This window comes from Marinobacter sp. (assembly GCF_965229985.1).
Classification (GTDB): Bacteria; Pseudomonadota; Gammaproteobacteria; order Pseudomonadales; family Oleiphilaceae; genus Marinobacter.
The window spans coordinates 1604491-1626491 of record NZ_OZ245935.1; the positions used below are offsets into that span (position 1 = coordinate 1604491).

The 22001-nt window shown below is 57.4% G+C and carries 16 protein-coding genes; 6 read left to right on the top strand and 10 right to left on the bottom strand.

Annotated features, from left to right (window positions below):
• Positions 1-225 precede the first annotated feature (225 nt).
• Entirely contained in the window at positions 226-465 is a 240-nt protein-coding gene (locus tag ACO06L_RS07290; protein WP_064228628.1) for a hypothetical protein, read from the top strand.
• Between the two features lie 134 nt (positions 466-599).
• Entirely contained in the window at positions 600-2237 is a 1638-nt protein-coding gene (locus ACO06L_RS07295) for a methyl-accepting chemotaxis protein (RefSeq protein ID WP_202347681.1), read from the top strand.
• A gap of 34 nt (positions 2238-2271) precedes the next feature.
• Here the strand turns inward: ACO06L_RS07295 and ACO06L_RS07300 are convergent, their stop codons facing one another.
• Both ACO06L_RS07300 and ACO06L_RS07305 read right to left on the bottom strand, forming a co-directional pair.
• Complete coding sequence (locus ACO06L_RS07300; protein ID WP_064228626.1) at positions 2272-2853, bottom strand: YceI family protein; 582 nt, start codon at positions 2851-2853, stop codon at positions 2272-2274.
• 70 nt (positions 2854-2923) lie between these two features.
• Positions 2924-3469, bottom strand: a complete 546-nt coding sequence (locus ACO06L_RS07305; protein WP_202347682.1) for a cytochrome b — start codon at positions 3467-3469, stop codon at positions 2924-2926.
• Positions 3470-3998: 529 nt separating this feature from the next.
• Between ACO06L_RS07305 and ACO06L_RS07310 the strand changes: the two genes are divergently transcribed.
• Entirely contained in the window at positions 3999-5285 is a 1287-nt protein-coding gene (locus ACO06L_RS07310) for an EAL domain-containing protein (RefSeq protein WP_227716010.1), read from the top strand.
• Here ACO06L_RS07310 and ACO06L_RS07315 read toward each other — a convergent pair.
• The 8 genes from ACO06L_RS07315 to ACO06L_RS07350 form a co-directional block, all read right to left on the bottom strand.
• Positions 5280-7058 carry an SLC13 family permease gene (locus ACO06L_RS07315; RefSeq protein ID WP_064228623.1) on the bottom strand — a complete coding sequence of 593 codons (1779 nt, stop codon included), beginning with the start codon at positions 7056-7058 and terminating at the stop codon, positions 5280-5282. The genes ACO06L_RS07310 and ACO06L_RS07315 overlap by 6 nt on opposite strands.
• Positions 7059-7153: 95 nt before the next feature.
• The gene (parE, locus tag ACO06L_RS07320; protein ID WP_202347683.1) at positions 7154-9049 is read right to left on the bottom strand and encodes a DNA topoisomerase IV subunit B; all 1896 of its coding nucleotides are present in this window, start codon (positions 9047-9049) and stop codon (positions 7154-7156) included.
• A 67-nt stretch (positions 9050-9116) separates the two neighbouring features.
• Positions 9117-9590, bottom strand: coding sequence for a protease complex subunit PrcB family protein (locus tag ACO06L_RS07325; protein WP_202347684.1), 474 nt, complete (start codon positions 9588-9590; stop codon positions 9117-9119).
• Positions 9590-12208 (bottom strand): S8 family serine peptidase, encoded by a 2619-nt coding sequence (locus ACO06L_RS07330; protein ID WP_202347685.1) that lies wholly within the window; start codon positions 12206-12208, stop codon positions 9590-9592. The genes ACO06L_RS07325 and ACO06L_RS07330 overlap by 1 nt, the downstream gene beginning before the upstream one ends.
• A gap of 162 nt (positions 12209-12370) precedes the next feature.
• On the bottom strand, positions 12371-14422 hold the full coding sequence (locus ACO06L_RS07335) for a TRAP transporter large permease subunit (RefSeq protein WP_202347686.1): 2052 nt from the start codon (positions 14420-14422) through the stop codon (positions 12371-12373).
• A 15-nt stretch (positions 14423-14437) separates the two neighbouring features.
• Positions 14438-15448, bottom strand: coding sequence for a putative solute-binding protein (locus tag ACO06L_RS07340; protein WP_202347687.1), 1011 nt, complete (start codon positions 15446-15448; stop codon positions 14438-14440).
• 58 nt (positions 15449-15506) lie between these two features.
• Positions 15507-16571 (bottom strand): hypothetical protein, encoded by a 1065-nt coding sequence (locus tag ACO06L_RS07345; protein WP_202347688.1) that lies wholly within the window; start codon positions 16569-16571, stop codon positions 15507-15509.
• Positions 16572-16775: 204 nt separating this feature from the next.
• The gene (locus ACO06L_RS07350; protein WP_202347803.1) at positions 16776-17396 is read right to left on the bottom strand and encodes a TetR/AcrR family transcriptional regulator; all 621 of its coding nucleotides are present in this window, start codon (positions 17394-17396) and stop codon (positions 16776-16778) included.
• Positions 17397-17553: 157 nt separating this feature from the next.
• Here ACO06L_RS07350 and ACO06L_RS07355 point away from each other — a divergent pair, with 157 nt between their 5' ends.
• The 3 genes from ACO06L_RS07355 (at position 17554) to ACO06L_RS07365 (ending at position 21992) form a co-directional block, all read left to right on the top strand.
• Positions 17554-19347: an acyclic terpene utilization AtuA family protein gene (locus ACO06L_RS07355; protein ID WP_202347689.1), complete on the top strand. Its 1794-nt coding sequence runs from the start codon at positions 17554-17556 to the stop codon at positions 19345-19347.
• 152 nt (positions 19348-19499) lie between these two features.
• Complete coding sequence (locus tag ACO06L_RS07360) at positions 19500-20366, top strand: SDR family oxidoreductase (protein WP_202347690.1); 867 nt, start codon at positions 19500-19502, stop codon at positions 20364-20366.
• A 9-nt stretch (positions 20367-20375) separates the two neighbouring features.
• Positions 20376-21992 (top strand): acyl-CoA carboxylase subunit beta, encoded by a 1617-nt coding sequence (locus tag ACO06L_RS07365; protein ID WP_064228613.1) that lies wholly within the window; start codon positions 20376-20378, stop codon positions 21990-21992.
• Positions 21993-22001 lie beyond the last annotated feature (9 nt).

The following is a 22001-nucleotide window of genomic DNA, read 5'->3' on the forward strand; positions in this document are numbered from 1 at the left end:
ACTCCCTGCGCCCGGATTAATCACCGGTTAACAGGAGCGCACATTATATGGAGCGAGGCGCCGATACACCAACAACCTGCGGATTTATTGGCCAAAAACGGCCACTTGTCGCACAGACAACTGATTCCAATAGCGGAATTCCCGCATGGAGAGTCCGTAAGGTGGGCCGTATTCTCCACTCCAGTGAATAGAAGACCGTTTTACTTCTCTAACAAGCGGAACACTATGAAACCCAACATCAAAGCCTGCGGGCAAGCCATGGTGACAGCCTTGGTAAATGCAGTTCTGGCGGTGACGCTGATGCTTCTGGTCGAGTTTGCTATCAGCGGCAGTTTCCAGATTCCCGAGACCTATCTCTGGGCAGGATTACTGATCTGGGTCGTTATTTTCGCGGGACAGTTCTGGCGCCAGAGGCACCTTTGCCGATCCGGTGACACCCACCGGGAATCACCGGACCCTTCCTGATAGCTTATCCCCGCTCCCGGCGAGAATCCCATCTCATTGACCGGGAGCAATTACTCTACTGTTTCTCAAATCAAACGTCCTCCCGGTGCTATATTGATTGGCAATAGGCCATTCCGACAACGCGGGAGAGACGTATGGATTTTGGTAAACGCCTGGGACTCCGGGTTAAAATTGCTTTGCCTTTCGCTATTACGGCTGTCGCCCTGGTTGTTATCGGACTGTTTGCCGTCAGCACCGTCCGAAACCTGGTATCCGACACTGACAATATTGCCGAAACCTATCTGCCTTCCGTCAGCGAAATCCTCAACGGTGACCGGGATCTATATCAAGCGCTGGTTGCCCAGATGGCCTATGTGGACGCCCAGTTCAACAATGAGGAAGGTGAGAATTACCTGGCCAGTTTTGATGAAAATGCCGGACAGGCCTTAGACCGCTTCAACAAGGCGGTTGAAAGGCTTGAGGGTACGGGCGTCTCCGATGTTGCTAGAGGATTCGATGCCGCCTATCAGCGCTGGCTGGGATCCGCCCAACGGATTCTTGAGCTTGCAGAAGCGGGGGATCCAGAACAGGCAAGGGCGCTGGCAGCCAGTGAAACCAACAACCTCTTCGACGATCTCAGGCAATACTTTGACGAGGTTGGCGCCCACGCTGATGCCCAGGCCCAGATTCGGGCCGGTGAAGCCTCTTCGGAGGGCCAGAGCAGCTCCGTCACGATTCTTCTGATAACCGCGATTGCCATCCTGATCAGTATTGGACTGTTTGCTGTATTCCTGAAAATGATCATAGGCTCTATCACGGCGCTGCGGGATCAGCTTGACAATATTGCCCAAGGAGAAGGCGATCTTACGGAGCGGATTCCCGTGGAAATGGATGATGACCTGGGCAAACTCGCGAAAAGTTTCAACCTGGTCCTGGAGAACCTGCAATCCATGATTGGCTCCATTCAGCAGTTGACCCGCGAACTTGGAACCGGAGCCACAGATCTTGCCCGGGCGGCGAAGGACAACAACGATGGCGTGACTCGACAGACCGACTCAATTTCCATGGTCGCCACTGCCATCAACGAAATGCAGAGTGCGATCGAGGAGGTTGCCGGTAATGCCTCAAGAGCCGCCGAAATTACCCGGGAGGCCGAAGAAAAAGGCAGGAACGGCGCTCGTATTATCCGCAGTTCTTCAGAACAGGTTCACCGGCTGGCAGCCCAGATTTCAAAAGCAGTGGACGTAATCCGCAAGCTATCTGATGATTCCGACAACATCACATCCGTTCTGGACGTGATCCGGGGCATCGCAGAGCAAACCAACCTTCTGGCACTGAATGCAGCTATCGAGGCAGCACGTGCCGGAGAACAGGGAAGAGGTTTTGCGGTTGTTGCCGATGAAGTCAGAACCCTGGCAAAACGCACCGGGCAATCGACAGAAGATATTCAGACGATGATCACTACCCTGCAGACTGGCGTTGCCGACATTGTCTCGGTGATGGAAACGGGCAGCAAAGAGGCAACCGAAACCGAAAAGCTGGCCACCGATGCGGAAAAAGAACTTAAGGCCATTCTCGAGGCGATGGCCAACATCGCGGATGTAAACACCAGCGTGGCATCAGCCACTGAAGAACAGACTCAGGTGGTGGACGAGATCAATCGCAGCATCACCGAGATCAACGATCTGGCGACGGAAAGCGCAAACCGGTCACGGGACATTGACGGAATAAGTGAATCCCTTGAGGGCTATGCGAGGGAACTGGAAAGTCAAACAGGCAGATTCCGGGTCTAGGCCCGGAATCTGACGCTGGCAGGGTCAGCCAGGATTACTGCCGGATACCCTCGACAGAAATGATGATCTCAACGGTCTCGGAGGCCTTTCCGAGATCCATCGGAATACCAAAATCTTTCAGGCGAAGCTCGGTTTCCGCCTCAAAACCCATGCGATAGCCACCCCAGGGGTCTGCGCCGTGGCCCAGCATTTCGGCATCGAGGGTAACTTCTTTGGTCACACCACGGAGAGTCAGGTCGCCGATGATATCGGCCTCGCCTTCTTCATCCAGGACCACTCTCTTACTCTTGAAAGTTGCCTGCGGAAATTCGTCAACATAAAGGAAGTCTTCGCTGCGCAAGTGTTTGTCGCGCTCAGCGTGATTGGAATCCACGCTACCGGTATCAATAGTCACGTTAACAGTGCTGTTTTCCGGATTTTCGGCGTCATATACAAATTCACCGTCAAAATCGTTGAAACGCCCGTACAACCAGCTGTAGCCGAGATGGGAAATCTTGAAGGTGACGAATTGGTGGGCGCCTTTGGTATCAAAAGCATAGGTACCACTGTGCTCGTTGGCATGAACTGCACCAACAAGCGCCATCGACACGGCAGAGGCAAGCAGAACTTTTTTCATAATTTTCTCCCTTATTTCATTGATGCCCGACTCCCGGGCGTTAGACGATGAATAAACAACCGGCAGGCGCTCACTTCCCTAACATACGCCGTAATGTGCGGTCACGATCAAACAGGTGGTGCTTGAAGGCGCCGGCCGCATGAACCGCAGCCAGGCCCACGATTGCCCAGGTAGACCAGTAGTGAACGGTTCCGGCGATGTCTTCCATGCCCTTGATCTGGCCGGTAACTGATGGCACCTCAAACCAGTCGAAAACACTGATTGAAGAGCCATCCGCCGTCGAAATCAGGTAGCCACTCACCATTGCAACGAAAATCAGCACATACAGCAGAAGGTGGGCGATGTGCGCGCTGCGGATCTCCCAGCGCTTATGGCCTGGCAGTGGCTCCGGCGAGACGTTGCCCACTCTCCAGACAACCCGGAAGAGCATGACCATCAAGAGCAGGATGCCAATGCTGCGGTGGATATCCGGTGCCCTGCGATACCAGTCGTCGTAGTACGACAGGTCCACCATCCAATAGCCAAGCCCGAAGAGGCCAAGGACAACCAGCGCAACAAGCCAGTGAATAGTGATAGCTACGAGACCGTAGCTGGCCGGAGTGTTCCTGATTTGCATGATGAAAAATTAGCCTGTTCCCTGGTCAAACGATGAGCCCAAGTCTAGAAACTCGGACCGACGAAGAAAATCAAAATCTTTTGCAGCGTTACATCAGAATTTCTGATCATGCCCCGCCCTTTTGCCTTTGGTCGCATACGGGTTTTACGGATTGTTCAAAATTATAGCAACGATAGACTTATTACATATTTGGATGCCCCGTCTGGGGCCTCATTGACCGAGAGGACAGGACATGGAACTCGAATTCGACGAAAGCGTGGTTGTACCCAGCAATAACTGATTCTCTGGCGGTCCGCCCGGACCGCTGGGCTTTTCCTTCCCCTTTCCCTTTCCCTTTCCAGACAGCGAAAGATACAAACCGTTTCCAGTTTCTACATGAAACAGTGGTAATAAACGCGTTTTTTTGGCAATCTTCCCTCCAACTATCAGTAACTTCGCGCGATTTCACACGCCATCTGTACTGATAAAAGACAGTTCAGACGCCAGACTGGGGCGGCTGATGCGTTCGTTTAATTAACCAGAATCGTCTATGTCGAAACGGCTCCCTGAAAAGCTGACAGCTCCGGAAGTGGAACTGTTATCCCCTATGCTGAACAGGGAAGGTGACACATGGACCGCCGATTTTCGCGGACTGACTCTCAGAACCGCGCTCCAGCCCATCTACAGCATTTCGCACAAGCGCATCGTTGGCTATGAGGCGCTGATCCGGGCCTTCGATACCGATAACTCTGCAGTCCTCCCGCTCCATCTTTTCCAGCTACCGGCCTCGGAAGCGGAGAATCTGCTCCTTGATCGCCTCTGCCGCTACCTGCATATACGCAATTACAGTGGCATCCGTGACCAACTTAACTGGCTCTTCCTCAACGTATCGCCGCAGGTGGTGACCAGCGGTAGTCAGGCCGATTCGTTTTTTGGTCAATTGCTTGCCAAAACCGGCCTGCCTCCGCACCGCATTGTCATGGAAATCGTCGAGCAGCCAACAGACGACGCAGAAAGGCTGCGGGAAACGGTTGCCTACTACAAAAAGCTGGGCTGCCTTACGGCCATCGATGATTTCGGCGCCGGCCACTCCAATTTCGAGCGAATCTGGAACCTGTCGCCGGACATCGTGAAACTGGATCGGAAACTTCTGACCCGGGCGACAGACGATCACAAGGCCCGACAGATTCTGAACGGCATTGTGTCACTGCTGCACCAGTCGGGCTGCCTGGTTCTGCTGGAAGGTGTGGAAACCCGGGATCAGGCAATGATTGCCATTGATGCTGGCGTTGACTTCGTACAGGGTTTCTATTTCCGCAGGCCAAGCACCGACCTGGATCAGCTGACCCATGCGCCCGCGGACTTCGACCACCTGTTGCAGGAATACAAGACCCGCAACCAGGTTACCCTGGACCCGACACGGCAATTAGTGGATTTTTTCAGTGGCTTTTTTGACCATGCCATCACGAAGCTTCGCAGCGGAATGAGTATGCAACAATCCTGTCTGGAGCTGTTGAACCATCCTGCGGTCTCCCGCTGCTATCTGGTCGATGACAAGGGCGTCCAGATGGATGACACCCTGGTTTCCGACGCCGGCACCCGCAGCATGGACCCGCGCTTCAAACCCCTGGAAAGCACCAGCAGCGCTGACTGGTACCGCCAACAGTATCTTCGCCAGGCTTTGGCCCAACCGGAGAGCCTGCACGTCACCGCACCGTATCTCTGCGTTACCGGGGCTTATATGTGCGTCACTCTGTCACTGGGATATTATCAGGATGGCAAGCTTCAGGTGCTGTGCTGCGACATTCTCGCCAACCCGACGGAACAGCCTTTATAAGCTGAGGCTGATGTCGTACACCAGGGCGATGACCACCACCGTGACGGCACCAATAAACACGTTCATTGGCAGCCCTACCCGCACGAAATCACTGAACCGGTAACCGCCTGGCCCAAACACCATCATGTTGGTCTGATACCCCAGCGGCGTTGCAAAACTGGCCGAGGCGGCCATCATGACGGCTATTACAAACGGCTCGGCAGCCACGCCCATACTGGTCGTCATTGAAAGAACGATGGGGATTACCAGCACAGCGGCTGCGTTGTTGGTAATAACCTCGGTCAGCACCGACACCACCAGATAGACCAGCAGGATGGTTAACAAGACGTTGCCCTGACTGAACTCAAGAATGCCTTCGGCAACAAAGCCTGCCGCGCCGGTCTGCTCCAGGGCCGCGCCCATGGCAAAGGAAGCGGCAATAGTGAGAATGACCGGCACATCCACCGACTTCTGCGCCTGGCCAACCGAGCAGCAGCCGGTCAGAATCATTCCCGCTGCGCCCAACAGTGCCGCGTTGAGCATACTCAGGGTGCCACAGGCAGCGAGGCCCACCAGCACCAACAGGATTCCCCAGGACAGCCAGGCCCGGTCATGCCGGGGCGTCTCGGTTTCCAGATCATTGATCAGCAGGAAGTCCTTGTTATAGCGCTGACGGCTGACAAACGCGGGACGAGCTTCCAGAAGCAGAACATCGCCGGGTTTTAGACGAATATTCCCAAGGTTGCCGGAGACCCGCTCCCCGCCCCTGGCAACGGCCAGGACAACAGCACCGTATCGGTCCCGGAAGCGCGCGTCCCGAATGGTCAGGCCGAGTACGTCAGACTGGGGCGACAATGCGGCCTCCACCAGCCGCCGCTCGGCCCTGTCCTTGCTAAGACTCGGCTCATCCTCGTGGACCGAGGGTACAATGCCATTAATCCGCAGAAGGTCTGAAATCGCCTGGGTATCGCCGGCAAACACCAGTCGATCGCCACCCCGAAGCCGCTCTTCCGACGGCACAGCGGTAACCACGCTGCCATCCCGCTCAATCTCGACCAGATACAGCCGTTCCAACTCCCTTAGCCCGGCCTCACCTACGGTCTTCCCGACCAGGGGGCCGTCGAACGACACCGCGACCTCCAGAGTAAATTCCCTCATGGAACCGAATTTCTGCTGGTCCTTGCGGTCCGGCAACGCTCTGGGCATAACCAGCAGGAGGGCCGCAACACCGATGATGGCCACAGGCAGTCCGACGGCCGTAATGGAGAAGATCGAGAAACCCTGCTCGCCGGTCAGTTGCTGGTACTGACCATTAACCACCAGGTTGGTGCTGGTTCCGATCAGTGTGAGGGTACCCCCGAGAATGGCGGAATAGCTCAGTGGAATCATCAATTTCGACGGCGAGATACCGATCTTACGGGACCATGCATGCACCGCAGGAATCATGGTGGCGACGACCGGGGTGTTGTTGAGAAAACCACTCAGAAGGGATACCGGGAGCGCAATCCGGGCCTGGGCAGACCGGACAGTCTTGGGATTGCGAAGCAGGTGATGCACCAGTAGATCGACACCACCGGAATGATGAATGCCCGCTGCCACCACGAACATGGCGACAACGGTGATCAGACCACTGTTACTGAAGCCGGCAAGAGCCTGATCCGCTGAAACAATTCCGCTGGCACTGAGCACCACAAGCACACCCATCATCACCAGATGGGGCGCAAATCGCCCTGCACTCATCAGTATCAGCGCGGTGCCTGCGAGGCCCAGCGCAAACCAGCCCTGCCAGTCCATCAACGGTTCTTCCCGATCAGAAAACTGGCAGGATAACGAGTTTACGGAATACAGAGAAAGAATAAAGGATGCTGTTTATAGCACCTTATAGAATATTAAACTTCAATGTCCGCCATATTGCCATAGGTCTCAAGCCACGCCCTTCGATCCGATGCGCGCTTCTTGCCTAGCAGCATATCCATACGGCTGTCGGTATCGTCACCGTCTTCGATGGTCAGCATGACCAGGCGGCGAGTGTCCGGCGCCATGGTGGTTTCACGCAACTGAAGGGGGTTCATCTCACCCAGGCCCTTGAAGCGGGTCACCGAAATCTTGCCTTTGCGCTTCTCAGCCGCAATACGGTCGATAATGCCCTGCTTTTCGTGCTCATCCAGGGCGTAAAAGGTTTCTTTGCCCAGATCCACCCGATAAAGTGGCGGCATCGCCACAAACACATGGCCGGCGGCAACCACAGGGCGGAAGTGTTTTACGAACAACGCGCACAGCAGCGTGGCAATGTGAAGGCCATCCGAGTCGGCATCAGCGAGGATGCAGATCTTGTTATAGCGAAGGCCATCCAGCTGGTCAGAACCGGGATCCACGCCGATGGCAACGGCAATATCATGCACTTCCTGGGACGCCAGGATCTCGCCGGAGTCCACTTCCCAGGTATTGAGAATTTTGCCTCGCAGCGGCATAACCGCCTGAAACTCCCGGTCCCGCGCCTGCTTAGCAGAACCCCCGGCCGAGTCACCCTCTACCAGGAACAGCTCGGAGCGGGCGGTATCACCGCCGGAACAGTCTGCCAGCTTGCCGGGCAGTGCCGGGCCCGAAGTGACCTTCTTCCGGGCAACCTTTTTACTGGCTCGCAGGCGGCGCTGGGCATTGCTGATAAAGAGTTCCGCCAGCGCCTCAGCGACATCGGTATGCTGGTTAAGCCAGAGACTGAAGGCATCCTTGACCACACCAGAGATGAAAGCAGCCGCTTCCCTGGAAGACAGGCGCTCCTTGGTCTGGCCGGAGAACTGAGGTTCCTGCATCTTGAAGGACAAAACATAGGCCGCCCGCTCCCAGATATCCTCCGGAGAGAGCTTCACGCCACGAGGTAACAGGTTACGGAACTCACAGAACTCACGCATGGCCTCCAACAAGCCGGTACGCAACCCGTTCACATGGGTTCCGCCCTGGGCCGTGGGAATCAGGTTAACGTAGCTTTCCATGATGGCTTCGCCGCCCTCCGGCAGCCACTGGATGGCCCAGTCCACCGCTTCCTTGTTTCCGGAAAAGCTCCCGGTAAAAGGTTCCAACGGCACCACTTCGATGTCCGCCAGGGCCGTGCGCAGATAGTCCCGCAAGCCGTCCTCATAGAACCACTCGTCTTTCTCACCGGTTTTTTCCTGCAGGAAGGTCACCGTCAGGCCCGGGCAGAGAACCGCCTTGGCCCTCAGGTTGTGGCGAAGCCGGCTGACAGAGAAATTGGGGCTATCAAAATAGGTCACGTCTGGCGTGAACTTCAGTCGGGTACCGGTATTACGCTTGCCGACGGTATCAATCACTTCGAGCTCAGACGCCTTGTCACCATTGGCGAAGGTCATCCGGTGAAGCTGGCCATCCCGCTTGATAGTCACTTCCAGGTGGGTGGACAGTGCGTTTACAACGGAAACACCGACACCGTGGAGGCCACCGGAAAAGTTGTAGTTGCCCTGGGAGAACTTGCCGCCAGCGTGGAGGCGGGTCAGAATCAGTTCGACGCCAGGCAGGCCCTCTTCTTTGTGAAGATCCACCGGCATGCCCCGGCCGTCGTCCTCAACGCTTAGCGAGCCATCGCTGTACAACACCACGTCGATACGCTTGGCATGGCCTGCCAGTGCCTCATCCACACTGTTATCAATGACTTCCTGCGCCAGGTGATTGGGCCGACTGGTGTCTGTGTACATCCCCGGACGCTTGCGCACCGGATCCAGGCCGCTCAGTACTTCAATAGCATCGGCGTTATATTGTTGCTGGCTCATGGGCAGGAACTGACTCCGCGATTGATGTGAAAAGCTGAGCCATAGCTTAGGGATTCGTGACGAAAGATCAACGGTTGTTTTCGGCGCGGGTGATCTGGATATCGTCCCAGCCTTCCGCAGTCACAGCGATGACTGCGCAGGGGGTGGTGAGCGCCTGGGTGACGATGGTTCCGGGGTCCGGTTCGGCCACTCTGACCCTCAGCTCCAGGGTTCCGCCACGGATCTCAGAAGAGTCAAGGGTTACGCTATAACCCCCAGTTGGCTTCTGACCAATAGCCGCCAGAACGATGTGCTCCCTCTCAAACTCTATATTCTTCAAAGACTCAAGGGAGAGATTGCGCGCCGGCAAAGCTTCCAGCTTCTCCACGTCTTCGATACTTTTCAGGTGAACATGACCGGGAGCCGTAAGACCGCAGTGTGCTGACTGGGTAATCTGGCGTGCCAATGGCCCACCTTCTGCGGTTTCCGAGCGACTGCTCGCACATCCGGATGCCAAAAGCGTTGCAACCAGAAGACAAACAGCGCGAATGTGATTGGGCATCAACGTTTGGTCTCCAGGGTTCTCACTGGTTGAGCAGTTTGGTTTTCATCATTTTTCAAACGATAGCCTTCGAAGCCGATGCGAGGCAAACCCATCGAAGCAATGGTAGGGCGCCGGAAGCTTGTGCTTAGACTGACTCCGGTAACCCGTTCTTCCCCGATAACGATCTTCTCTGGCAGACCATTTACCGGATATTCGGCGCAAGCTTCACCGCTCTCACAGATAAAGCCGTTGTTGTCCATGTCCGTTCCAGCCACCAGGAAATACTCCCCGGGCTCTATGTCATCGAACGAGAAGCTGTAGCTTCCATCACGAGCGGTCACCACGCGCTGCTCTATGGTTTCACGGCTTTCATCAGGGCTTACCAGCAATACGTAATGGCGACCAGCGTCTCGCTCATCAGCCAATTCCCTGAGGTCTATCGACACTGGAATCTCCAGGGTTCCCGTTTCGCCACCGGCACTGTAGTCAATCTGAATCGTCGTGGCATAACTCTGCCCGTCAACGACATTCTGCTCCACCACCGAGACGGACACCGAGCTGGGCAGAGGACTGCCAGGTGAAAGCACCGGATCGAGAGAGATCAGATCAGAATCGAAGGCAACGCTATTAACCTCGACCGATTCGCCTTCGGGGTAAACAGTAAAATCAAGTTCGCTATTGAAGCGCGCGCGATCGAACTCGATGGCGGAAGGCGAAGACAATACGATCGTGCTCACTGACCCGTCGAGGGCCACGTCGACTGACTTGAGCGCGTTTATCAGACCGGCTCCATATTCGGTATCGTTGCCAACGTTCTCTGTCAGCACACCGCTGGCCAACCAGGCTCGAAACTGGCCGGGCGTAACTGCAACAGGGTTTGCCCCTTTCATCAAGGCATAAACGCCCGCAACGTGCGGAGCCGCCATTGAGGTTCCCTGCAATCCGGCATAAGAGCGAATGAATTCGCCACCATCGTCAACACCCCAGGTACTGATAACCAGATCGGCATTGCCATCCAGATTCGCGTCCCTGGTCGCATCTCCACCCGGTGCAACAAGGTCCACGGAACCGCCAAAATTGGAGTATGAAGCCCGTACCTTGCCCGCATCCACTGCGCCAACGCCAATGACTCGCTCAAAGGCGGCTGGATAGGTCAGCTCATCGGTGCCCTGATTGCCTGCCGCAGCGACGACCAGTTTTCCATTTGAATCTGCCCGGTTTATGGCCGCCTCCAACACGGTGCTTGGGCCAACGCCCCCAAGGCTGAGGTTTATAACATCGATATCGGGGTTGTCGGCGGCCCAGTTTATCGCTGCAACCAGATCATCGAGAGTGCCCGCTCCATCGCGCCCAAGCACTCTGACGGGCCAAAGTGTAGTCTCCGGCGCAACGCCATCCACGCCGGCAGAGTCCTGCAGCGCAGCTACAATGCCGGCAACATGGGTCCCATGGAAGTTGCTGCTCTGAGGTTTACCGTCGCCTGGGTCAGCCGGGTTGTTGTCATATCCCAACGGATCGTTGAACTGAGGATCTATATCCACATCGGCTGACACGTAATCGAGTATGCGTCCGGAATTGAACGGCACGACATTCGCATCCAGATCAAGATGCCAATCGCCGTAGGTTTGGGGAGTGGACGTAAACAGGCCGGTATCCATCACAGCGACCCCGACAGAGTTGCCTTGGCTCGGTGCGGCCTGCCAGGCAAGCGGCAGACTGATGAGGGGTAAATTCCACTGCAGAGATGAGAGATCCCGGTCCGCCTGGGCCCGGTAGATATAATTCGGTTCTGCAACCTGAACTCCGGGCTCCGCTTTCAGTTCGGCGATCCAACGAAGCGTCTCACGCCGCAGGCCACCAGCAGAGCCGGACGATTGGGAAGCGACTACGCCAACAGAATCACGCCTTACCAACCAGGCGCCCTGCCCCAGTGATTTCGCGGAAGAGGCCGACAAGGCTCCGGCGAGGCCCTGCGGCCCCATGCTACCCTGCTCTTCCGGTGACATCAGGACAATAGCTTGGTCCGGCACGAATTCCGGCTGGCTGTAGTGAGAACTCTGGAAATTGGTGACGCCGGCAGTCGAAATAGACAATACGTATCGGAAAGGACCGCCACCGGTGGTGCTGAGGCTTATCTGTGTGGCCCCATCAGCAGGCGCACTTACCATCAAAGGCGTATCGCCTGCCCCCGAAACCGAATCCGAGGCACCGCCCTGTTCAACTGACAGCGTAATCTCGGGGGTTGGAAAATCCGAATCCCTGAAAACCTGCACGGCAATCGTGCTCCCCGCTGCGAGATCAGCGCGGAAAACATCCTGTGCATCGGTTACATACTCAAATACAAACTCGCCGGAACCGGGATAGGTGCCAGAGGTAGCGCTCAAATAGCCTCCCAGGATACCAGTTGAAGGCACTAACTGAGCGGTGGTGGATGAATCGTTGGAAATCGCCTCATTAAGCCGACTGTCATCCGCCGTATCCGAGTCCACTCGCGTTCCACTTTCGATGGTAATGGTGCCGCTCAGACCGGGCTCCTGAGAATCCAGGCCATCGCCACCGCCACCACCCCCGCAACCCACCAGTGAAAGCAGAGCCAAGAAAACCGGGACCAATTTCGAGGGGGCAAGTGAATTCATATGTCAGGCCACTGGCAGCAAGTCGATTGTATTTCCTAGGGTATACCAAACACGCTCCACGCGAGTGTTCGGTTTCGTTCAAACTACGTTTCCTCTTGTATTCCAGATGCAAAAAGCCGCCTGAAGTTTCCCTCAGGCGGCTTTCTTTATCTCATCTCAACATTACAACGCGTAGAACAGCATCGGCACAAAGGCCACGAACAATAGTGTTGGCCCCATCACAGCCAGAGGTAGCAACAGGCGCTCATAGCGATGCCAGAACGTACCGGTACGTTCTGCCGCCAGCACTTCCGTCTCGCCCACAACCTGACGGGTCAGCAGATGGTTCAGTGCCACCGGCGGGCTCAGATAGCCAAGCTCGAACGCCACCAGGCAGACAATCCAGAAGTGCAGCGGATCGATACCCAGTTGGATTGCCGGCTGGGCAATGGTAGCCGACACCAGGATTACCGCGCCGAACGGGTCCATGACCATTCCGATTACCGTAAGCATAACCACAATCACCAGCATGGCGATCCAGGGACTGGTGAGGTCCTCCGGGAAGAGCGCGTGAACTATATCCGAGCGTTCGAGGATACCCCCGAGGCAGATCGAAAACCCGATGAGCGCAAGCAGGGCTCCGATATGCACCGCTGAATCGCTGGCAGCGGCGGAACTTCGGCTCCAGAATGCCTGAGAGCGGGTCTGGCCCCGGTCCTCACTGCTCCGGCCGGAATCCAGGAGGACCAAAGCAAGCATGACCAAGGGCAGGATCAACGGGGCGCTGTACTCGTTGAACTTCAAACCCAGAACAATCCAGATCGACAGGATGACCAAAGCAGCCACAACCACATAAGGCAGCAATGCCCGGCTTTCACCAAGGGCTGCACGGAAGGCTCCCGGCGCCGGACGAGGCTTCCAATTGCCCTGGGTCTTGCAGACAATCAGCGAGAACAGGGTTGCCGACATAATGAAGACCCAGAAACCCCAGCTGTACATCTCTGTGGTCGTGACTTCTTTATTAAGTGCAGCCACGACAACAATCAGCAGGCAAGGATTCAGCACTACGCCGAGGCTGCCCGACATGGCGGTCGTTGCCAGGGACAGCTGGCGCCCTGCCCCGGCACGGCGGAGTTCGTCATAAACAACGCCACCCACGGCCAGGATGAAAATGCCCGATGCGCCGGTGAACGCGGTCGGAAACGCGGTTGCGAAGATGATCACCGAAGCCAGAAGCGGTGCAGGAAGATTGAAGGGCTTGATGAGGTTAAGCAGAAGCTCGGGAATGCGGGTCTGCTTCAGCATCATGCCCACCAGCACGTAAAGGCCAATGTTGATGAACATGGACGACAGGTTGGACATCATCCCGAAATAGATGGCCAGCCCCGAGGCGTAACCGTCCACCAGGAAGAAATAACTCATGGCGATCAGGCCCATGGCACAGTAGAGCGGCACCACGAGACCAGACGAGGCGGAAAGACCGCCGGGACGAATTCGTTTCGGAACGTTCAGAAACCGGACGGCGTTAATCACCATGAACAGGCCGAAGACCCCACCCCAGGCGTACTGCAGACTCATGGTGTCTTCCGAACCCGGCGACGTGGCCAGTTTCCCAAGATAAGCGTTCAGCGACAGCAGCATCAAGCCATTAACCACAAACTGCACGCCCTGGCTCAGCCGCCATTCGGCACGATTGCGAGGCAGGCGAAGTGCAATGTGGTCGGTATCCAGTGCAGCGATTGCCGCAGCCATCGCGAACATTGCGATAAACAGGTACTTGGTAAGCTCAATGTTCTCAAGCAGGAAATTCGCAAGACCCTGCTCTACTGTCTTGAACGCCCCCAGGGCTGGCGTGGCGTGCGCAAGGTTCTGCTCATAGACATCGTATTGCTGCTGGCAGAGCTCCAGATTGCTCTGGAGGGATTTGCGAATGGCTTCCGGATTCGGCGGTGAACTGAAAAGGTCATCCGGGTCCGGCTTGTAACTGGCCACCCGGCGGGCAACCTCGGCGTCGATATCCATCTCCAGTTGGCACGAGGGCTCCGTGGCATCCGGATTCAGCAAATAGTAGTTTGGCCACGTCTGCTCGCCGACCCAGAGCAGTCGGGAATGCAGGGAATTGCCCATCCCCAACAGCAACGTAAACAACAGCAAGAGCAGAAGAACGGCCCCGTACATCCGATGTACGGGGTAGAGGGTCCTTGCGGCCGGAGCGGTAATTGCTCGCCAGTTCATGATGGATCCGCCCAGTTATTCGCGGTTGGCCGCAGTGCACTCGGCAGCAGCCGGGTTACTTGCACACCGGATCTTGCTGAGCAGCCCCATCATTTTCGGGTGATACACATCCGGCGCACCGTTCAGGCCATCGCGCATCTCGATACGGTTCTCCCGGAACATTTCCTGATAGCCGCGGATGTCCTTTTCAGGAATGCGTACCCATTTTTCTTCAGGAATGGCCGCTTCCTGGCCCTCGATCAGGCCCATGGCCTGCGGGAACATGTTCCAGGCTACTTCCCGGGCTTTCTGGGCCGTTTCATCGTCCAGCACGTCATCACGGGCAACCATCTGAAGCGTCAGCTGTGCCAGCGGATAGTCCACAACCCCGCCGTTGTCGCCAATGCCCTTGTAGAGCTCCAGAGCTTCGTAAGCAAAAGCCGGCGCGTAGGCGGTATCCACCGAACCGTTGTTAAACTTGCCGGCGAAGTTGGTGATGTCGGAGGGCACGACCGTGGCCTTGACGAAGTTCACCATGTGAATTGCGTCTTTCTGGTAGTCCAGGGTTGCCATACGCTTGCCGGCCAGCTCGCCGGCGGTATCAATACTGCGATCGTTTACAAACAGATAGCCGGCACCGACAGGAATGATCCCGAGCACTTCGTAACCGTTATCCTTCATTAATGGTGCTGCTTTGGGCTGCGCCAGAGTGGCCAACAGGGTTTTCAGGTTGTCGTAGGTGGGAAGAGCTCCCACGGCGCTGATGCTGCCCGTGAATTTGTTGAATGGACGAATCCGGATGTCGGTGGCGGCAACCGCATCACATTGCCCGGCATTAAAATCACCAATCGCCACACCTTCATCGGTGTAGGGTTTCAGCTGGAAATCCACGCCGTGACCTTTCATCTCCAGGGCATAGTCTTTGACGAAGTTGTAGAAGTCTCCATTGGCGCCGATTACATCGAACACACACATGGATACAGACTGCGCCGATGCCAGAGGAGCGGCGGCGACAAGGGCCATGGCTGTCAGGGATTTGCGGATCATAACGACCTCCGGGTCATTCTTGTGTTTGTCAGTTTTCAGAGGATGTCGGCAACCTGCTTTACAGCAGATCGTCCAGATTCATGGTTTCGACGTTTTCGGTTTGCCGCTCCGGGCTCATCCTGCCGAAGAAGGATTGCGGCGTCCGATAGCCGTAGTTGGCGGTCCAGTGCTTGTCGGAGGAAAAGCGAACCACTCCGGCCGCGACTTCATCCACCAGACGGTACTCGTCCCAGACCTCAATAGTTGCATCGGCCTCGGCGAAACTGGCGATGGCTTCCTCAAGCTTTTCCGGCCGGCCAAATGTTTCGGCGGCGACAGCCTGGAGCGCGTGCGGAACCCGCATGCCTTTCTCAACGCCCAGCTCCCTGCTGTGTTCCAGCACCTGCCAGGGATCCGGCGCCAGCGCCGGACGGGTATCTGGCAGCAGTAGCCAGACCAGGGCCCGGATGGCATTGGGCATGCCGCCCCACTTTTCATTGTCCAGACAGGTAGCGGCACGCTCGGCCTGGGGAGCTATGTTCCTGGGTACTCCGGCCATGGCGCCGGAATTGGCATCGTTCACGATGGCCTGCATGCCAGTCAGCAAACCGAGCAGAAAGGTAATTTCATCCTGCTCGCTAAACAGGAATGGGCACTCAAGGGGTTCAGCGCCGGGATCGAACTCGTAGGCGGCCATCGCTCGCTGAAAGGACGCATAGCGACGCTTCGCAGTCAGTGCGTTCAGGCGTTTTGCCACTTCCCTGGCGTCCTTGGCCGCTTCGACATCGCCCTCGTAGTCCGCTCTGAGGTAGGCGAGCTCCGCCTCCCAGGCTTCATACTCGGCGCAATTGCCTGCCAGGAGCATCAGCAAGGAGCCGGTGCTGTCAGGAGCATCGGTCACCCGTGAGAAGGAATAGAGCAACGGGTCAATGCCCTCACCCAGCGCACAAGCCATCTGGGCGTCGGACATCTGCAGTACGTAGGGCGTGGCTTCGCCCTCCGAGTAATTGGAGAGTACAACGCCGGTGGTGGTGTAGATGGGATTTGCCGAGCATCCTGCGAGAACGACAACCGCCGCCAGCGAGAGAGCCTTGAGGCGAGCCGCAATAAGGTGCGGTCCGAGCTTTGCCAGAGAGGAGATCATATTTCACCCTGCATCACGTTGTTTTTGTTTGGCCGATCTGAACTCGGTTTTTGTCAACGGGTGCAAGAATGCGGTGAAAACTGTCCTACAAAAATGGCTCGAATGCCGATTTTGTTATGCCGATCGGGCCAATGGCCCGGAAGGAAATGGATTTCGCACGATTTTCTTGATTTAAAACAATGACTTTTGAAAATACCAGTCCGCTTACAGTGCCATCATCGCCATCACCTGATCGGTCAGGCCATCCAGTGTCAGGCCTCCCCGCTCTGGCTTGTACCAGGTTACGGTCCAGCTGAGGGCGCCAGTCAACATCCGTCGAACAACGAAGGGATCCGCCTCCAGGGCGCCCTCGTGTTTCAGCGATTCCAGTACATCCAGCCAGAGCTTCTCGTAGATATCCCGGAGTTCCAGCACTTCAACCTGGGAAGCGGCCGACAGACTCCGCCATTCGAATACCAATACCGCCATGGCCTCACCGGTCTGGCCATTGATCGACTCCAGCTCGGCACGGACCAGACCCCGCAGCTTCTCTCTGTTGGTATCGGCAGCCTCCAGAGCCGCCTGCATGAGCGCCGTATTCAGCCGGATGGTTTCGACCATCACCGCTTTGAGAATCTCTTCCTTGGTCCGGAAGTGATGAAACAGGCTGCCAGACTGAATACCGACGGCGGCGGCCAGATCGCGAACCGTGGTCCGTTCATAGCCCTTTTCCCGGAACAGCCGGGCGGCCTCAGTGAGCAGGCGGCCACGGGCACCACTGGGGTCTGACACAAGGTTTTCAGCGATCAGCGACTGGAGGATCTGGTTCTGGCTCACTAAAGCTATCCGGTTGGCAAAAGAGGCCTTTAATTCTACCTTAAACTTGCCTATTTACAAACCAAGCGCTTGCTTGGTATCGTCAACTTCATCGTGAGACAAAACCGCGATTGCCGCAGGTATCGAACCGGCAACCATAGACAGGGCATAGACAAGGCACAGAAACATGGCTGAATCCCCAAAAACCGTTCGAATCGGATGCTCCGCCGCTTTCTGGGGCGATACGGAAACCGCCGCCGGGCAACTGGTTCATCAGGGCAACATCGACTATCTGGTGGCCGATTATCTGGCCGAAATCACCATGTCCATTATGGCTGGCCAGAAAATGAAGGACCCGACCCAGGGGTATGCGCGGGATTTCGTCCAGACGGTCATGGGCCCCTTGCTCGGTGACATCAAGGAAAAAGGCATCCGCGTTCTGGCCAACGCAGGCGGCGTGAATCCGGTCGCCTGCCGCGACGCCCTGCAGGCCCTCTGCGAAAAGGCAGGCGTAGAGATGAAGATTGCCCTGGTGATGGGCGACGATCTGCTGATGAAGAAGAAAAAGCTCGCCGACATGGGCGTTACGGAGATGGGTTCCGGCCAGGCGATACCACCGATGATGGTCAGCCTGAACGCTTATCTCGGTGCGCCTGGCCTGGTTGCCGCCCTGGAACAGGGTGCCGACATTGTTATTACCGGCCGGGTTGCCGACAGCGCACTGGTGCTGGCGCCTCTGGTGCACGAGTTCGGCTGGAGCTGGCAAGACTACGACAAACTGGCCCAGGGTAGCCTGGCCGGGCACCTGCTCGAGTGCGGTGCCCAGTCCACCGGCGGCAACTTTACCGACTGGGAAGAGGTAGCCGGAGGCTACGCCAACATGGGCTTCCCGATCGCCGAAGTGAGCGGCGACGGCAGCTTTTTCATCACCAAGCCCGAAGACACCGGCGGCCTGGTCAGTCGGGGCACTGTGGCCGAACAGCTGGTCTACGAGATTGGCGATCCCAGAGCCTACCTGCTGCCGGATGTCACCTGCGATTTCACGGGGGTTGAACTGGAGGAAACCGGTAACGACCAGGTTCAGGTTCGGGGTGCCCGAGGGCTTCCGCCCACGGACAGCTATAAGGTATCGGGCACCTGGCCGGATGGATTCAAGTGCACGGTCACATTCCTTCTGGCTGGCATGAACGCCAGGGCCAAGGCACAGACGGTGGCCCAGGCCATTCTGGCCAAGACCTCACGCATGTTCAGCGAACGCGGCCTGACCGATTACAGTGAGACCAGTATCGAGCTACTCGGCACGGAAACCACCTATGGCGCTCACGGTCGTGGCGAGGACTGCCGGGAAGTGGTGGTGAAGATCAGCACGGCCCATCCCAAGAAAGAGGCCCTGGTGCTGTTTTCCCGGGAAATTGCCCAGGCGGCAACGGGCATGGCGCCGGGGATTACCGGAATTGTCGGGGGGCGGCCCACGGTGTGGCCGAAAATCCGGTTGTATTCGTGCCTGGTGCCGAAAACAGAAGTTGAGGTATCGGTGGATCTCGGTGGCGAGCGGCAGACCGTTGAGGTTGAGACCAGCGGCGGTTTCAATAATAGCGATCTCCAGCCCCAGTCATTCACACACGAGACAGGCACCACGGATACAACCGTGCCGCTGGTGAAACTTGCCTGGGCCCGGAGTGGCGACAAGGGTGACCACACCAACATCGGCGTGATCGCGCGGAAACCGGAGTATCTGCCCTTTATCGAGACAGCATTGACGGAAGCGGCCGTTGCCGACTGGATGGCCCATACCCTGAATCCGGAAACCGGTCGGGTCACTCGCTGGGCCATGCCCGGGTTGCATGCCATCAATTTCCTGCTGGAGCACAGTCTTGGCGGCGGTGGCGTGGCCAGCCTGCGGATTGATCCCCAGGGGAAGGCGTTTGCCCAGCAGCTATTGGAGTTTCCGGTGCCTGTTCCTTCAAAGATCATCAACTAATAAACCATGGAGCACGCGCTCGGGCCGCTGGCCCCTCCCGGGACACGCTGTGAATACGTCCCTGTAAGCTTGATCGCAGCATCCCTGCTGCTCACAGTCCCGGGAGGGGCCAACGACCCGAGCGCCCGAACATTGGGAAAGGTTTTCGAGAAATGAGCTATCAATCTGTTTTTCATCCGGACCTGTTTAAAGGCCAGGTGTTTATCGTTACTGGCGGCGGCTCCGGCATCGGTCGGTGCACGGCCCATGAGCTTGCTGCATTGGGTGCGCGGGTTGCCCTGGTGGGCCGCAAAGTCGAGAAGGTGGAATCGGTAAAAGCGGAGATCATCGAGGACGGCGGTATTGCGTCGGCTCATGTCTGCGATATCCGGGAAGAGGAATCGGTAAAAGCCACCGCCAAGGCGATTATTGCCGAACATGGCGGCCTGAATGGTTTGGTGAACAATGCCGGCGGGCAGTTTCAGGCACCGCTGACGGGGATCAACCAGAAAGGCTGGGAGACGGTGGTGCGCACCAATCTGACCGGCGGATTTCTGATGGCCCGGGAAGCCTACACTCAGGCACTGTCCAAAACCGGGGGCGCCATCGTCAATATCGTGGCCGATATGTGGGGCGGCATGCCCGGCATGGGGCACTCCGGTGCCGCCAGGGCCGGGATGGTGAACTTTACCCAGACAGCCGCAGTTGAATGGGGCGCTTCCGGCGTTCGGGTTAACGCGGTTGCTCCGGGCTGGATTGCTTCCAGTGGCATGGACAATTACCCCGAGCACATGAAGCAGTGGATCCGCAGCCTTGGCGATAACGTGCCCATCAAGCGGATGGGTACCGAATCCGAAGTCAGCTCGGCCATCTGCTTCCTGCTCAGTCCGGGGGCGGCGTTTATCAGTGGCGACTGCCTGCGGATCGATGGCGGCGCCTCCCAGGGTGGCCGGGTCTGGCCGTTGCCGAAGGCCAAGAACAACGAGCCCTACAACGGCTTTCACCGGGCCATCACCCCGAAAGTTCTGAGCGACGACTGAGGAGCGAACATGCAGGTACTTGAATCCACCGTAACCTCCCAGTCCGACGACTTCCGCGCCAACGCCGAAGCCATGGAAGCGCACATCACCGCGTTTCGAGACGTGGAACAGAAGGTGCTGGATCTGGCGGAGGCCGCCCGGGAGAAGTTCACCAAGCGGGGCAAGCTGCTCCCCCGGGACCGCATCAACCGGTTGCTGGATCGTGGAACGCCGTTCCTGGAACTGTGCTCCCTCGCCGGCTATAAGATGCACGACGACAAGGACGGCAGCATGGCCGGCGGCGGAATCATCGCCGGTATTGGCTATGTCAGTGGCATACGCTGCCTCGTCGTTGCCAGCAACAGCGCTATCAAGGGCGGCACCATTACCCCGGCAGGCCTGGACAAGACGCTGCGGCTGCAGCAGATCGCCATGGAGAACAAGCTCCCTGTCGTGTCCATGTCCGAAAGCGGCGGCGCCAACCTGAATTATGCTACAGATATTTTCGTGCTGGGCGCCCGGGGCTTTGCCAACCAGGCTCGCATGTCTGCCGCCGGCATTCCCCAGGTAACCGTGGTCCACGGCAACGCCACGGCAGGCGGCGCCTACCAGCCGGGCCTATCTGATTATGTGATCGTGGTGCGCGAGCAAGCCAAGATGTTCCTCGCCGGCCCACCGCTTCTGAAAGCAGCGACCGGTGAAGTTGCCACCGACGAAGAACTCGGCGGCGCGGAGATGCATGCCACGGTGGCAGGCACCGCCGAATACCTGGCCGAAGACGACGCCGATGGCATCCGCCAGGCCAGAAACATCCTCGAAGCCCTGCCCTGGAACGAGCAGTTACCACCGCAGCGAGAGCTTCAGTGGGAGGAACCTCTCTACCCGGCCGATGAATTGCTGGGCGTGATTCCGGCGGATTCCAAGAAACCCTACGATGTTCGCGAAATCCTTGCCCGTATCGCCGACGGTTCCAAGTTCATGGATTTCAAGAACGAGTTCGACGACCAGACCGTGTGCGGCACCATCCGGATTGAAGGCCATTCGGTCGGCATCATCGGCAACAACGGCCCGATTACGCCAGCAGGCTCCGCCAAAGCCGCCCAGTTTATCCAGCTCTGCGACCAAGCCGGAACGCCGCTGCTGTTCCTGCATAACACCACCGGTTTCATGGTGGGCACCCACTCGGAGCAGAACGGCATCATCAAACACGGATCAAAAATGATCCAGGCCGTGGCCAATTGTCGGGTGCCAAAGGTCGCAATTGTGATTGGTGGTTCCTATGGTGCAGGTAACTACGCCATGTGCGGGCGCGGTTTGGACCCCAGGTTCATTTTCGCCTGGCCCAACAGCCGAACCGCAGTTATGGGCCCGGCACAGGCCGGCAAGGTGATGCGCATCGTGGCAGAAGACAAGCAACGCCGCGGGGGCATGGAGCCAGATCCGAAGACATTGGACTTTCTGGAGCAGGCCACGGCGAAGAAACTGGAGGAAGGCTCAACGGCGCTGTTCGGAACGGCCCGTTTGTGGGATGACGGGCTGATCGACCCGCGGGATACGCGGCGCGTTCTGGCTCTGGTTCTGGACGTTTGCCGGGAAGCCGAGGCTCGGCAGTTGCGGCCTAATACGTTTGGGGTGGCCCGCCTGTAGGCTTTCTGG

What these genes read in the sequence shown, in the direction of transcription:
- ACO06L_RS07290 (WP_064228628.1), top strand. Translation starts at nt 226, where the DNA reads ATGAAACCCAACATCAAAGCCTGCGGGCAAGCCATGGTGACAGCCTTG.
- ACO06L_RS07295 (WP_202347681.1), top strand. Translation starts at nt 600, where the DNA reads ATGGATTTTGGTAAACGCCTGGGACTCCGGGTTAAAATTGCTTTGCCT.
- ACO06L_RS07300 (WP_064228626.1), bottom strand. Translation starts at nt 2,853, where the DNA reads ATGAAAAAAGTTCTGCTTGCCTCTGCCGTGTCGATGGCGCTTGTTGGT.
- ACO06L_RS07305 (WP_202347682.1), bottom strand. Translation starts at nt 3,469, where the DNA reads ATGCAAATCAGGAACACTCCGGCCAGCTACGGTCTCGTAGCTATCACT.
- ACO06L_RS07310 (WP_227716010.1), top strand. Translation starts at nt 3,999, where the DNA reads ATGTCGAAACGGCTCCCTGAAAAGCTGACAGCTCCGGAAGTGGAACTG.
- ACO06L_RS07315 (WP_064228623.1), bottom strand. Translation starts at nt 7,058, where the DNA reads ATGGACTGGCAGGGCTGGTTTGCGCTGGGCCTCGCAGGCACCGCGCTG.
- parE (WP_202347683.1), bottom strand. Translation starts at nt 9,049, where the DNA reads ATGAGCCAGCAACAATATAACGCCGATGCTATTGAAGTACTGAGCGGC.
- ACO06L_RS07325 (WP_202347684.1), bottom strand. Translation starts at nt 9,590, where the DNA reads ATGCCCAATCACATTCGCGCTGTTTGTCTTCTGGTTGCAACGCTTTTG.
- ACO06L_RS07330 (WP_202347685.1), bottom strand. Translation starts at nt 12,208, where the DNA reads ATGAATTCACTTGCCCCCTCGAAATTGGTCCCGGTTTTCTTGGCTCTG.
- ACO06L_RS07335 (WP_202347686.1), bottom strand. Translation starts at nt 14,422, where the DNA reads ATGAACTGGCGAGCAATTACCGCTCCGGCCGCAAGGACCCTCTACCCC.
- ACO06L_RS07340 (WP_202347687.1), bottom strand. Translation starts at nt 15,448, where the DNA reads ATGATCCGCAAATCCCTGACAGCCATGGCCCTTGTCGCCGCCGCTCCT.
- ACO06L_RS07345 (WP_202347688.1), bottom strand. Translation starts at nt 16,571, where the DNA reads ATGATCTCCTCTCTGGCAAAGCTCGGACCGCACCTTATTGCGGCTCGC.
- ACO06L_RS07355 (WP_202347689.1), top strand. Translation starts at nt 17,554, where the DNA reads ATGGCTGAATCCCCAAAAACCGTTCGAATCGGATGCTCCGCCGCTTTC.
- ACO06L_RS07360 (WP_202347690.1), top strand. Translation starts at nt 19,500, where the DNA reads ATGAGCTATCAATCTGTTTTTCATCCGGACCTGTTTAAAGGCCAGGTG.
- ACO06L_RS07365 (WP_064228613.1), top strand. Translation starts at nt 20,376, where the DNA reads ATGCAGGTACTTGAATCCACCGTAACCTCCCAGTCCGACGACTTCCGC.